This is a genomic window from Arthrobacter pigmenti, from assembly GCF_011927905.1.
GTDB classification, from domain to species: Bacteria; Actinomycetota; Actinomycetes; order Actinomycetales; family Micrococcaceae; genus Arthrobacter_D; species Arthrobacter_D pigmenti.
On record NZ_JAATJL010000001.1, the window covers coordinates 3,552,785 to 3,565,098 of the forward strand.

Here is a 12,314-nt window from a genome sequence, read left to right on the forward strand (position 1 = left end):
CGGAGCCTAGCGCAAGCTCGCTGATTTAAGCGCTCGCACCATTCGAACCGCCCGAACGCCATCCTCGGTTCTAACTGCGCCGTCTGCGATGAAGCCGCTCTTTCGGTAGAAGGCCTGTGCACGTGGGTTGGGGTCAGCAACCCACAGCGCAGCTGGCGCTTGCTGGTCGATGACTGCGTTGAGGAGCATCCTGCCAACCCCCGAACCGTGGAACGCGGCGTATGCGTAGAGGAGGTACAGCTGCTGCGCCTCGTCGCCGTCATCAAGGGAAGGCCCTGACATGGCGATGCCGATCAGTGTGCCCTCATGCGAAGCGACAGCGACGGTGTTCTGGCTGTACATGGGATCAGTCAGGGCTGCGGCCCAGAATTTCTCGCGCCAGTTCAGGAGCGCAGGATCATCCAGCACAGCGTCGCTCATCAATCCCCGGTAGGTTTCGCGCCAGGTGTCCACGTGAACTCGCGCCATGCCCGGCGCGTCCGAAGGGTCAGCGCGTCGCACGTCGAAGCCGCTCATTGCTCAACGGTACATGCGCTGCCCAGACTCAGTCGGGACGTTCAGTGTGCTTCGGATCGAGCAGCGACTTGACCCGCTCCACGATCTTCGAGGTGCTGAGTCCGTAGCGGTCGTTCAAGGTGGGGAGGGCGCCGGCGTCGAGAAATTCGTCTGGCAGCCCCACGGGGGTGATCTGCCGGAAAACGCCGTCCCGGATTGCTGCGTGCGCGACGGCGTCGAACAGTCCGCCAATGACAGTGTGGTTCTCGCAGGTCAGCACAACGCGGTCCCGCCCCAGCTCGCGCAGGATGGTTTCCTCATCCAGCGGCTTCAACGTGGGAACATGCAACACCGCCACGTCCACCCTGTCCTGTGTCAAGGCCTTAGCCGCCTCCAATGCGCGCTCGGTCATCAGGCCTGTCGAGATGAGCAGCACCTCTGCGCCGTCGCGCAGCAGCTGCGCCTTGCCCAGTTCAAACGTGTAGTCGTACTCGTCCAACACACGAGGCACCTTGCCCCGCAGGATGCGCATGTAGGTTGGCCCGTTATGGGCGGCTAGCTGCGGGACGGCTTGCTCGATGTCTACGGCATCGCAAGGGTCAACGATGGTGAGGTTGGGCATCCCGCGCAGGATCGCCACGTCCTCAGTGGCCTGGTGGGAGGGCCCGTAGCCGGTAGTGAGACCGGGCAGCGCACACACCATATTGACGTTCAGGTTGGCCTCCGCGATATCCAGGCACAGAAAGTCATACGCCCGGCGAGTAGCGAAAACGGAGTACGTGGAGGCGAAGGGCACAAACCCCTCCATCGCAAGGCCCGCCGCGGCTCCCAGCAGGGCCTGCTCGGCCATGCCTACCTGGTAGAAGCGGTCCGGCATCGCGTCGCGCAGTATGTGGAGGTCCGTGTACTTCGCGAGGTCGGCGGACAAGCCAACCACCCGCTCGTCCTGCTGTGCGAGCTGCACGAGTGCGTGTCCCAGGGGCGCCGCAGTGGTCCGCTGATCCTCCCCGGCGAGGGAAGCGCTCATGGCGTCGGAAGTCAGTCTCTTCTTCTGGGTAATGCTCATGCTTCGAACTGCTCCTTCAGCTGTTGGTGGGCAAGCTGCCATTCATCGGCTCCGACGGACATGAAGTGGAGTTTCTCCCGCTCCTCGAGGAACTTCACACCCTTGCCGAGTTTCGTATTGACGATCAGACAGCGTGGCTGCGCGGCATCCGATGCGCGAAGCTCCTCGAGCGCAATGACCACTGCCTCGACGTCATTCCCGTCCACCCGCCGCGTGATCCAACCGAAGGTCTCAAATTTTCCGTCGATGGGCTCCATACTTAGCATCGCCTGACTCTTGCCGTCAGCCTGCTGGTCATTGAAGTCCACGATCGCGATGAGGTTGTCCAGTTTGTGGTGTGCAGCGACGGCGGCGGCCTCCCACGTGGAACCCTCATTGAGCTCACCGTCCGAGAGGATGTTGTAAACGAAGGCAGGGTTCCCCTTGCGCTTGAGCCCGAGGGCCACTCCATTGGCGATGGTGAGGCCGTGGCCCAATGACCCGCCGGAGATTTCGACTCCGGGAGTATAGGACGCCATGGCCGACATCGGGAGGCGTGAATCATCGGTTGCGTACGTCTCAAGTTCCTCATGGGGGAAGAACTTCGCCTCTGCCAGTGCTGCGTACAGTGCGATCGCATAGTGCCCGATGGACAGGAGACACCGGTCCCTGTCCTCCCACTCCGGATCGGCAGGGTTGAACTTGAGCTGATCGGTGTAGAGCACCGCCAGGACATCCGCAACGTCCAGTGCCTGCCCGATATAGCCCTGCCCCTGTACCTCGGCCTGGATCAGCGCATTGGTTCGGATGCGGTAGGCCGCCTCCCTGATGCGTTGCACCCGCGCGGCGTCGACGGCGGCGCCTTCAGTAGTCGATTGCATAATTCTCACCTCGTACGGTTGTTTGTGCAGCACCCGGCTTTGTAATGCGTCTCACAGTAGTCTGTTCACTGTTAACAGTCAACATAAGACTGCCAGCAGTTGGCCGTATCATTAGGAGAGCTACCAGGTGAGGGATGGGATGAGATGACCACACAGATAACGGCGCTGGCAGGACTCGCGAAAGTTAATCTGCGTGAGCAGGCGCTCACTGCCCTTCGAAGCGGGATCACAAGCGGTAATCTGCCGCCAGGAACGCACCTTGTTGAAACCGAGCTATCCGAGCAACTGCAGATCAGCCGCGGCACCCTGCGTGAGGCCATGCGCCAGCTGCAGCAGGAAGGCCTTATCTCCGCCGGACCGCGCGGCAGGCTCTCGGTTCGCAGCCTGGACACCAAGGAGATCCTCGACATCTTCGCGGTACGCGGCGCGCTGGAGTCCCTCGCTGTGCGCGAGTTGAGCGTGGCGGAGGACCGGGGTGCCGCCGTCGTCGTACTTCGCAAGGCGATCCAGGCGATGCAGGACGCCATCGAGGGCACGCTGGATGAACGCATCGAAGCTGACCTGAACTTTCACCGCACACTCTGCCGTCTTACGGGCAATGCGATGCTGCTGCACTCGTGGGAGGCGCTGGAGGGAAACATCCGTATGTCGATCATGTGGGCCGGGCAGGCAAGGGCAACCGGAAACATGCGGGTGGACCGCCACAGTGAGCTGGTTGACGTCATTGAGAGTGGAGACGCCGCTGCAGCCACGGACGCCATGTTTGCCCACATGGATGCGGCGGCAAGTAACCTCGTGTCCTAACCGGCGCGCCGGATCACACTCAGCACGGAAGGTGAAGGCATATGGCGATTGCCCTGTTGATCATCGATATGCAGAAGGCGTTCTTCGAAGACGAGTCGCTGGGGAAGCAACAGGAATCACTGGTTGGAGCCTGCAACAAGCTCATTTCCGAAGCGCGTCAGGCGAATGTTGGTGTCTACGTGATCCGCACCGAGCACCAGCGGGACAAGTCCACGTGGACGGTAAGCATGCTCGATGATGACCAGGGATTCCTGTTCAACGGAACCGAGCAGGCAGAGCCGGTTGACGGGCTCAACATCGACGGCTTGCCACAACTTGTAAAGACGAGGGACAGCGCTTTCTTCGGAACCGACCTGTTGCAGCGCCTTCGGGTTCTGGATGTCGATACGGTGGTGCTCGCCGGTGTTTCGACGCACAACTGCGTGGCGCAGACCGCCGCCGACGCCTACGCGAACAACCTCCGGGTCAGCTACGCCACGGACGCCACCGCATCCACGAACGATGGATACGCGCAGGACGTGCTCAAAGTACTCATGGATGAATACCGTCAGCAGGCGTTGGGGAACGACGACGTCCTGAAGCTTTTCGCACAGCAGGAGACCTGAGGGCGTCAGCCTCGAACGGTGTACCCGTCTTCGCTGTGGATCAGGCGACGCCCGGCGCCGTCGTCCATTCGAACCCAGACCACCGACGCATCGTCGGATCGATCCTCGAGGACGCCGGAAATCACGCTACCGGAGGCATGACGCAGGGTGACCTGCTGGCCTCGCTGCAGGGTGGAAAAGCTGGTGGACGCGAGTTGTTGCGTAGGAGACATGGAGAGCGCCTTTCGATGTGACTGATGCCACAGTAGAAGGGCTTCCTGAACGTCCGATGTATGAAAGCTGTCGGCAACCTGAGGAATCCCTGACGTTTAGCCTTTGCGCCAATCGTGGCTTGTCAGATGAGAGCCTGCCTGCGGTCCCATCTGCAGCATGCCTCCGTCCACGCTCCACGACGCTCCGTTGACATAGCTCGACGCCGGAGATGCCAGGAAGGCGATAACCGCCGCCACCTCCCGTGCATCTCCGGGACGGCCGAGGGGGATGCCGGGCCGCTCAATCTTTTCCGGCTCCTCGTCCTCGGCGTTGTTCATCGAGGTGGCTATCTCTCCCGGAAGAACAGCGTTGACGGTCACGCCCTTGTCGCCCAGTTCCTGCGCCATTGTGCGTAACAGTCCGCCAAGGGCGTGCTTGGACGCGTCATAGGCCGACGAACCCACCCGCGGTTGCTCCTGATGGACGCTCGTCACGGCGATGATGCGCCCGCCCGTGCCCGCAACGACCATCCGTCGCGCGGCGCGCTGCATGCAGACGAAGGCGCCGTCGAGATTGGTCGCGAGGATGGTGCGCCACGTGTCGAGGTCCGTGTCGAGGAAGGGCATCGGCTTGTTCATTCCGGCGTTGTTGACGAACACATCCAGACCGCCGAGTTCTTCAGCCAAGTGGTCGACGACGTCGGCGCATGCAGGCACATCGGAAGTATCCATTTGAGCGACGACAGCCTTCCGACCCCTCTTCTCGACACGACGGGCAGTCTCCCTGGCGCCGTCCTCTCCCGTGTGCCAGGTGATACCTACGTCAAACCCGGCATCTGCAAGGGCAAGGGCGGTCGCGCGACCGATACCCGAATTTGAACCGGTTACCACCGCGGTCTTAGGCGAAAAAGTCATAAACCCCATACTTCCCGCGCAATGTTCCTTCTGGCAACGGTTATCAAAGAGTTAACTAAGTGTGCTTCATATTCGGCTCTTGCTATGGCACGCTGACAGTACAAGTGGCGGGAAATGCTGTTCATCAACTCGCAACACCAAGTGCCGGTGGCCCGCCAACCGGCCAGTCAGAGGGGATAGTGCAATGGCATCAACACATTCATCCGGGTCGGGCGTCGCCACCCGGACCAACATTCAGAAGGCCGCGCTCGCCGTAGGAGTTGTGTTCCTGCTCGTTGGGGTCCTTGGCTTCGTCCCGGGCATCACCAGCAACTATGACACGCTCGGTTTCGCAGGGAGCAACTCGGAGGCAATGCTGCTCGGCGTCTTCCAGGTTTCGATCCTCCACAACATCGTCCACCTGCTGTTCGGTGTAGCGGGCGTATTGATGGCCAAGACGGCCACCGGCGCCTACAACTTCCTGCTGTGGGGCGGTGTTATCTACGCAGTGCTCTTCATCTACGGGCTCATTGTTCCTGCAGATTCGGTAGCCAACTTCGTTCCCCTGAACGTAGCGGACGACTTCCTGCACCTGGTCCTGGCCATCGGCATGATCGGTCTGGCTCTGGCGCTCAAAGGCAAGAACCATACGGCACGCGCCCGGTAGGGATCGCAGCCAAGTAGCACAGAACAGAACGACGACGGCGGACTCCGGTCCGCCGCCGTCGTTCTGTTGTGTGCGTAGAGACCAGGCTTCCGAAACGAACGAAAGCCCGCCCCGCAACGTGCGGGACGGGCTTCCTTGAACAGTGCCTGCGCGGGGCCTCGATCCCCGGGCCTTCCGCGTGTGAAGCGGATGCTCTACCAGACTGAGCTACACAGGCGAATAGTTCTTGGCCAGTTTAGGGCATTCCTATTGTGCTCGCGCAAACGGCCTCCCCAATGTCGGTCCTGCGTTGGCGATGCCGCACCTTGTGCGAACTGGCCTTGAGCAACCTGGACGCGAGCGGGATCAAACTGGAGATCGGTGAACAGTATTTCACTCCAGTTTGTCCAGCTTCGTCACCGAAGCGGGGGAAGCGGGAGAGTCGCCCGCTGTCGTACGGTGCTAGATATTTCATCGGGTAGTAAGTAGCCTGACTATTCCAAGCTAGATTCATCCCGGTGCGCGGTACGCCGCGGCCGAAGAATTACGGCGAAGGAGTTTGGCCATGAATGATCAGGACATTTTGGCACGCATCCAGTCACTGGTGGACGAGGAGCACGAGCTGCGCGGAGCACCCCCGGGCAATGATGACCCGGGCCGTGACCGGAAGGGACGGCTGAAGCGGGTCGAAGAGGAACTGGACCAGTGCTGGGACCTCCTTCGGCAGCGACGGGCTAAACAGGACGCCGGAGAGAGTCCACAGGAGGCCGAGGCCCGCCCGGTCGACCAGGTTGAGGGCTACCGACAATAACCACACCGACTCAGCAGGACATGCCGCTACCGCAACGACGAAAGCGGCGTTTCCTGAATCGTCGATTTAACGGAAGGAAAACCTATGGAGAACCTCAAGGCATTCGCCCTGATCTGCACGCTGACACCCTCGCCGGATGAGTCGAGCAGCGACCTCATGGCCAGCCACATCCTCGGCAAGCTGAAGGAACAGGGGGTGACGACGTCGTCGGCCCGGGTTGTGGACCACAACGTGGCTCCCGGCGTGCAGATCGACATGGGCAACGGCGACGAATGGCCGCAACTGCGCCAGCAGATCCTCGACGCGGATATCTTCCTCCTCTGTACGCCCATCTGGGTGGGCCACATGTGCAGCCTCGCGCAGCGCGTATTCGAGCGCCTGGACGCCGACCTCTCCTCCACAGACGACGAAGGACGGCCCATCATGTACAACAGGGTCGCCCTGACTGCGGTCGTCGGAAATGAGGATGGCGCCCACCACGTCACTGCGGAGATGCACCAGGGCCTCAACGACATCGGCTTCACCGTCGCCGCGCAGGGCGGCGTGTACTGGGTGGGCGAAGCAATGCAAACCGTCGACTTCAAGGATCTCGACGAGGTTCCGGATCCCGTCGCATCCACAATTTCCTCCATGGCCACCAACGCCGTCCACCTGGCGAAGTCGCTCAAGGTTGCGCCTTATCCGGCACCCTAGAATCGAGGTGGCAGGGCACGCCGGGGATGCGTATTCGCTCGCGGTGTGTCGTGCCACTTCGACGACGATACGCACCGGATAGGCAGGCAGCTTGAACGACGACGACGGCGACGCACGACGGCGGGAACTCGGCGACAATGCCGGTCCGGTTGAGGAGGAGATCGAGGAATCGTTCGACCGCACCGTCGACGAGGGTGCGCAGCGTCTCCACCGGACCTTCCCAGATGTCCTGATTACCGGCCTCTTCGGTGGCTTCGAGATCGGCATCGGCGTTATCGCCTACCTCGCGGTGCTTCACGAGACCGACAATCATCTGCTGGCCGGCTTGGCGTTCAGTGCGGGCCTTATCGCCCTGCTGCTGGCCAAGAGCGAGCTGTTCACGGAGGGCTTCCTGGTCCCCATCGCGGCCGTAACCGCAGGGCAGGCCAGTGTGGGCCAGCTCGCCAAGCTGTGGGGCGGAACGCTGCTGGCCAACCTCATTGGCGGATGGATCTTCATGGCGCTGGTGATGACCGCATTCCCGGAGTGGACCGAAACCATAACCACTTCCGCCGAGCACTACGTTGACGCAGGGCTGAGTTGGCAAACCGTGTGTCTCGCGCTGCTTGGCGGAAGCACCATTACGCTCATGACCCGCATGCAGCACGGAACCGAGCAGATGGTCGGGAAGCTCGCGGCCGCCGTCGTCGGTGGTTTCCTGCTCTCGGGACTGCAGCTCTTCCACTCCATCCTCGACTCCCTGCTGATCTTCGGCGCGATCCTGTCTGGCGCGGACATCAGCTACCTGGACTGGCTGGGCTGGTTCGCATACACGGTCGTGTTTAACGTCATTGGGGGTGTTCTGTTGGTCACCGCGTTGAGGTTGGTGCGGGACCGAAAGTTGGTTGAGCAAGAGCGCGAAAAGGCAGAATGACGAACAGGTGAACAATAGTCAAGACTTCAAGTTCTGAGCGAATGTAACAAAAAACAACTTGTTCCAATCACTAGTGCTCAACTAGCGTCAGGTGTAATACTCGTCACTGTGTACGAATGCTCCATCTGACTCGCTCGCTCTCGCGCCTTATCAACAGAGGAATTCATGAACAAGAAGAAGGTCTCAGTACTCACCGCAGCCGTAGCCCTGGGTGCTACCAGCATGCTCTTTGCACCCCCAGCATCCGCAGCCCTCACCACCCGTTGCGTGGGCGAGGCTGGAGCCGTAACGGTTCCCGGCGATCTGGTTGTTCCCAGGGACAAGTCCTGCAATCTGGTCGGAACAACCGTCCTCGGAAACGTCCGCGTAGCGCAGGGTGCTGACCTCGTCGCTGAGGACGTGACCATCGAGGGCCAGCTCAGCGGTGCCATTGACGCCTACGTCGAGTTGATCGGCGGAACGGTCAATGGACAGGTTGTGCTCAACGGCGCATTCGGTGCGTACCTGGACGGCGCCACCGCCGGCGACCGCGTCCTGACCCGGCCGAGCGGTGATGTAGCGATTGGCGGGTTTGTTTACACGGCGAATGCCTCCATCGCCGGTGACCTGGTCTCCCGCTCCGGTGAGCTGTTCATCGAGACCACGGACATCGTGGGCTCGGTTGACTCACGTGATTCGGCGTACACCGATCTCCACCAGAGCTGGGTCGACGGCGCGCTCCGGGTTCAGGGCACCTCCTTCGGCAGCGTCATCTGCGGTACGTCAGTCGCTGGCGAGGCAGTGTTCGCCGACAACACGGACATGCTGCAGATCGGAGCGGACGGCCCGCTCGATGAGTGCACCTCGGGCAACTACTGGGGCAGCAACGTCAGCGCAACAGGCAACACCGGCGGTGTTGTCATGGACAACAACATTGTCCGTGGATCCGTAGCGCTGACCGGGAACAACCCCATCGCCCAGCTCGGTGTGAACAATGTCCGCGGTGAGGTCACAGGTGAGTTCGAGGAATGGACCGGCGCCCCTGCCGAGGCCCAGGCCGCTGATGCCCCGGCCCTGAACCTGCCCCAGACTCCGTCCAAGAATGGTGGGGCTTCGACCACGCCTGTTCCGATGCAGACCCTGGACAACGCTCCCACCGAAGCCCTGCGCACTGCACCGGCAGAGTCCCGCGAAGCGGCGATCGAGAGCAAGATCGAGCAGCGCCGCGCCGAGGCCGTCAAGAGCGCCGACGCAGCCGGACCGGCGAACATCGGTAGGTAACCGCTGACCTGTCGAAGGGACGCGCCCCCTGCGGACTATCCGTAGGGGGCGTGTCCTTTTTCGCGTCGCTCAGCTTTGCTGCCTCTTTGGAATCGGTCACTGCAATAGCGCGCCAAAGCGCGGGTGGTTCCGAAGTGAGCAGACTGGAATGGCTTATTCCCTGCGCGCGAGCCACCCGAGCGTGATGCCGCCCATGGCCGTGCGGAACACGCTGTCGCCGTTGGCAAGTTCCAGTGCCGCCCACACCATCAGGCAAGCCTTGCTCGCCGCAGAGAGCGCTTCGCGGTTCTTCTCCTCAAGCGCCATCATCGATGCGGCACCCAGCAGGGCCCACCCGATGATGGGAGCGTTCGGTGGTTTGGCGATAGTTTGCTCTCCGAACTCGTTTCTGATGAACCCCATTACGCACCTTTCTTGGTTTTGGACTTGGAACCTGACGCTTCCTTCTCCTTTGTGCTGGAGGCCGCGCCCTTCTTCTCGCGGTTCTTTTCAACGCTCCTGCGCAGTGCCTCCATGAGGTCGAGCACGTTTCCGCCCTCTTCGTCCTCGGTTTCGCCGAACGTCTCGTCGGTGTCGAGGGCCTCGCCCTTCTCCAGCTTCGCCTCGATGAGGGTGCGCAGCTGCTCCTGGTACTCGTCCTTGAAGTTCTCAGGGTCGAAGTCGGAGGAGAAGGACTCAACCAGCGCCGCCGACATCTCCTTCTCCTTCGAGGAAATGCGCACCTTCTCATCCAGCGACGGGAAGCTTGCCTCGCGGACCTCGTCCTCCCAGAGCAGTGTCTGGATCATCAATACGTCACCGCGGACGCGAAGGGCGGCCAAACGGGACTTTTGCCGAAGCGAGAACTGGACGATCGCCGTCCGGTCCGTCTCTTCCAGGGTCCGCCGTAGCAGGACATAGGCTTTGGTCGACTTCGAATCCGGCTCCAGATAGTAGGCGCGGTCAAACATGATCGGATCAATCTGGTCGCTTGGAACAAACTCCACGACCTCGATCTCGCGGCTCTTCTCCACGGGAAGCGACGCAAAATCCTCGGCGGTGAGCACCACGGTGCGCTCGCCGTCGTCGTACGCCTTGTCTATGTTCTTGTACTCCACAACTTCGCCGCAGATCTCGCACCGCCGCTGGTAGCGGATCCGGCCGCCGTCCTTGTCATGGACCTGATGGAGGCTGATGTCGTGGTCCTCGGTTGCGCTGTACACCTTCACCGGTACGTTGACCAGCCCAAACGCTACCGCGCCTTTCCAGATGGCTCTCATGTTCCTAGTGAACCAGTGCTGCCCGAAGGAGTAAACGGACGGTCTACGATTGCTTAGGTGAACACCGAACCGATGGTTACCAGGACGCTCGCCGACGGACAGCCCGCTCTCTGGTTCGAGATGCGCTTCGATGCGTCCATGCAGGTGATGTGGAAACACCTCACGGACCCGGCCAAGCTGAAGTACTGGTTCCCGTGCGAGTTGGACATCCTGCCCCGCGTGGGCGCCACCGTCACCTTCAAGGTCCATCGTGAAAGGCCCGTGGAGGGCACCGTCCTCGAGGCCGCCAAGCCGCGTCTGCTCGCCTACACCTGGGACGAGGAAATCCTGCGTTGGGCACTCGAGGACGACGACGGCGGCAGCCTCCTCACGCTGACCAATACGGTCCGGGAGGGCCAGGACATTGCGCGCTCGGCCGCCGGCTGGCACCTGACCCTCATGGGATTGGACGACTACCTGAACGAACGTCCCCTCGGGCAGAACCCTGCGCTATGGGACGAATACGTTGCGCGGTATGAGGAGCAGTTCGCGGACTGAGTCCGCTGCCGCGCAGAAGCGTTGCCGGGCTGCAGCACTCGACGGGTGCGGGCCGCCGCTACTGCCAGGCGCCCCGCTCATACTGAGGCGGCCACGGTGTGCCTTCGGCGCCCAGCCCGAGTTCATGTTGGGCGCGCATCGGCCAGTTTGGGTCACGCAGCGCAGCGCGGGCCAGCATGATCGCGTCGGCGCGTTCTTCGGCGAGGATGCGCTCGGCCTGTGCGGGCTCGGTGATCATCCCCACGGCGCTCACCGGGAGGTTGGAGTTCTTGGCCACGATCGTCGCGAGTTCCACCTGGTAGCCGGGTTCGACAGGAATATCGGCCTGTGCGTTGCCGCCGGAGGAGACGTCGATCAGGTCGACTCCGCGCTCCCTCAGGAGCGCCGCCGTCTGGCTGGTCTCGGCAACGTCGATGCCTCCGTCTGTCCAGTCAGTAGCCGATACGCGCACGAACAGCGGCTTGTCCTCCGGCCAGACCTCCCGGACGGCGTCCGTCACTTCAAGCAGGAGGCGGGCGCGGTTGGAGTGTGAGCCGCCATAGCTGTCCGTCCGGTGATTGCTCAATGGCGAGAGGAACTGGTGCAGAAGATAACCGTGGGCAGCATGCAGTTCGACGACGTCGAAGCCGGCTTCCAGCGCGCGCCGCGCTCCACGGGCGAAGGCACGAGGAACTTCCCGGATCTCCGTCATGGTCATTTCGCGTGGTTCCCTGTAGCCGGGGAAAGCTTCGGCGGACGGAGCGACGGTATTCCAGCCGCCTTCGTCCGCCGGTACGGTGCCGCGTCCGCGCCACGGTGAGAAAGTGGAGGCCTTGCGGCCCGCGTGTGCAAGCTGGATACCGGCGACGCTGTTCTGTGCGTGAATGAAGTCCACGATCGGCTTCCAAGCATCGCGCTGGCGGTCATTCCAGATACCCGTATCTTCCGGGGAAATGCGGCCATCCGGTGTGACGGCGGTGGCTTCGGCCAGAATGAGGCCGAAACCGCCGGCCGCCCGGGCGCCGAGGTGCACATGATGCCACTCGTTCGGCATGCCGTCCTCAGCCGAGTACTGGCACATCGGTGCAAGCCAGACCCGGTTTTTGAAAGTGGTTCCGCGGAGGGTGAAGGGTTCAAACAGCTTTGAGCTCATACCGTTGGCCAACGCGTCGGCGGGAGAAGTTATGCCCGGGTCAAGGTGGGCCGCCTTTGGAGCGGGCTGTGCGCCGTCGTCGTACTCGGGTCTTAACGGGCGCTGAGTGCGTAGATAATGACTGAAAGCTTCGATCGAAGCGTCATCA

The 12,314-nt window shown here is 62.0% G+C and carries 16 protein-coding genes and 1 tRNA gene; 8 read left to right on the forward strand and 9 right to left on the reverse strand.

All coding sequences use genetic code 11. From position 1 onward, the window contains the following. Window positions 1-6 precede the first annotated feature (6 nt). The 3 genes from BJ994_RS16740 to BJ994_RS16750 are packed head-to-tail and all read right to left on the reverse strand — an operon-like array spanning window position 7 to window position 2,421. Window positions 7-516: a GNAT family N-acetyltransferase gene (locus tag BJ994_RS16740; RefSeq protein WP_209066979.1), complete on the reverse strand. Its 510-nt coding sequence runs from the start codon at window positions 514-516 to the stop codon at window positions 7-9. 28 nt (window positions 517-544) lie between these two features. Then, window positions 545-1,561: a transketolase family protein gene (locus tag BJ994_RS16745; RefSeq protein ID WP_209066981.1), complete on the reverse strand. Its 1,017-nt coding sequence runs from the start codon at window positions 1,559-1,561 to the stop codon at window positions 545-547. Continuing rightward, entirely contained in the window at window positions 1,558-2,421 is an 864-nt protein-coding gene (locus BJ994_RS16750) for a transketolase (protein WP_167995543.1), read from the reverse strand. The genes BJ994_RS16745 and BJ994_RS16750 overlap by 4 nt, the downstream gene beginning before the upstream one ends. A gap of 144 nt (window positions 2,422-2,565) precedes the next feature. On the opposite strand from BJ994_RS16750, the gene BJ994_RS16755 reads away from it, so the two are divergent. Beyond that, window positions 2,566-3,225 carry a GntR family transcriptional regulator gene (locus BJ994_RS16755; protein WP_167995544.1) on the forward strand — a complete coding sequence of 220 codons (660 nt, stop codon included), beginning with the start codon at window positions 2,566-2,568 and terminating at the stop codon, window positions 3,223-3,225. 41 nt (window positions 3,226-3,266) lie between these two features. Continuing rightward, complete coding sequence (locus BJ994_RS16760) at window positions 3,267-3,830, forward strand: cysteine hydrolase family protein (protein WP_167995545.1); 564 nt, start codon at window positions 3,267-3,269, stop codon at window positions 3,828-3,830. 5 nt (window positions 3,831-3,835) lie between these two features. On the opposite strand, the gene BJ994_RS16765 is transcribed toward BJ994_RS16760, so the two are convergent. Together BJ994_RS16765 and BJ994_RS16770 are read right to left on the reverse strand one after the other, a co-directional pair. Then, window positions 3,836-4,042, reverse strand: a complete 207-nt coding sequence (locus tag BJ994_RS16765; RefSeq protein WP_167995546.1) for a hypothetical protein — start codon at window positions 4,040-4,042, stop codon at window positions 3,836-3,838. Window positions 4,043-4,138: 96 nt separating this feature from the next. After that, on the reverse strand, window positions 4,139-4,945 hold the full coding sequence (locus BJ994_RS16770; RefSeq protein WP_425339395.1) for an SDR family oxidoreductase: 807 nt from the start codon (window positions 4,943-4,945) through the stop codon (window positions 4,139-4,141). 175 nt (window positions 4,946-5,120) lie between these two features. Here BJ994_RS16770 and BJ994_RS16775 point away from each other — a divergent pair, with 175 nt between their 5' ends. Beyond that, window positions 5,121-5,582: a DUF4383 domain-containing protein gene (locus tag BJ994_RS16775; protein ID WP_167995548.1), complete on the forward strand. Its 462-nt coding sequence runs from the start codon at window positions 5,121-5,123 to the stop codon at window positions 5,580-5,582. A 143-nt stretch (window positions 5,583-5,725) separates the two neighbouring features. Here the strand turns inward: BJ994_RS16775 and BJ994_RS16780 are convergent. Further along, a tRNA-Val gene (locus BJ994_RS16780) sits at window positions 5,726-5,799 on the reverse strand. Between the two features lie 327 nt (window positions 5,800-6,126). Here BJ994_RS16780 and BJ994_RS16785 point away from each other — a divergent pair. The 4 genes from BJ994_RS16785 to BJ994_RS16800 all read left to right on the forward strand — a co-directional run bounded on the left by BJ994_RS16785 (window position 6,127) and on the right by BJ994_RS16800 (window position 9,238). Continuing rightward, the gene (locus BJ994_RS16785; protein ID WP_167995549.1) at window positions 6,127-6,372 is read left to right on the forward strand and encodes a DUF2630 family protein; all 246 of its coding nucleotides are present in this window, start codon (window positions 6,127-6,129) and stop codon (window positions 6,370-6,372) included. Window positions 6,373-6,456: 84 nt separating this feature from the next. Beyond that, window positions 6,457-7,065 carry a flavodoxin family protein gene (locus BJ994_RS16790; protein ID WP_167995550.1) on the forward strand — a complete coding sequence of 203 codons (609 nt, stop codon included), beginning with the start codon at window positions 6,457-6,459 and terminating at the stop codon, window positions 7,063-7,065. A gap of 91 nt (window positions 7,066-7,156) precedes the next feature. Beyond that, window positions 7,157-7,978 carry a formate/nitrite transporter family protein gene (locus BJ994_RS16795; protein ID WP_167995551.1) on the forward strand — a complete coding sequence of 274 codons (822 nt, stop codon included), beginning with the start codon at window positions 7,157-7,159 and terminating at the stop codon, window positions 7,976-7,978. Between the two features lie 165 nt (window positions 7,979-8,143). Beyond that, the gene (locus tag BJ994_RS16800; RefSeq protein WP_167995552.1) at window positions 8,144-9,238 is read left to right on the forward strand and encodes a DUF2163 domain-containing protein; all 1,095 of its coding nucleotides are present in this window, start codon (window positions 8,144-8,146) and stop codon (window positions 9,236-9,238) included. Between the two features lie 153 nt (window positions 9,239-9,391). Here the strand turns inward: BJ994_RS16800 and BJ994_RS16805 are convergent, their stop codons facing one another. Next, the gene (locus BJ994_RS16805; protein ID WP_167995553.1) at window positions 9,392-9,640 is read right to left on the reverse strand and encodes a hypothetical protein; all 249 of its coding nucleotides are present in this window, start codon (window positions 9,638-9,640) and stop codon (window positions 9,392-9,394) included. Continuing rightward, a complete protein-coding gene (gene ku, locus BJ994_RS16810; RefSeq protein WP_167995554.1) occupies window positions 9,640-10,497 on the reverse strand; it encodes a non-homologous end joining protein Ku in 858 nt (285 codons plus the stop codon). Before ku ends, BJ994_RS16805 begins: the two co-directional genes overlap by 1 nt. Before the next feature lie 57 nt (window positions 10,498-10,554). Here ku and BJ994_RS16815 point away from each other — a divergent pair, with 57 nt between their 5' ends. Then, window positions 10,555-11,034, forward strand: coding sequence for an SRPBCC domain-containing protein (locus tag BJ994_RS16815; protein WP_167995555.1), 480 nt, complete (start codon window positions 10,555-10,557; stop codon window positions 11,032-11,034). Window positions 11,035-11,092: 58 nt separating this feature from the next. On the opposite strand, the gene BJ994_RS16820 is transcribed toward BJ994_RS16815, so the two are convergent. Beyond that, window positions 11,093-12,166 carry an NADH:flavin oxidoreductase/NADH oxidase gene (locus BJ994_RS16820; RefSeq protein WP_167995556.1) on the reverse strand — a complete coding sequence of 358 codons (1,074 nt, stop codon included), beginning with the start codon at window positions 12,164-12,166 and terminating at the stop codon, window positions 11,093-11,095. Between the last annotated feature and the right edge of the window lie 148 nt (window positions 12,167-12,314).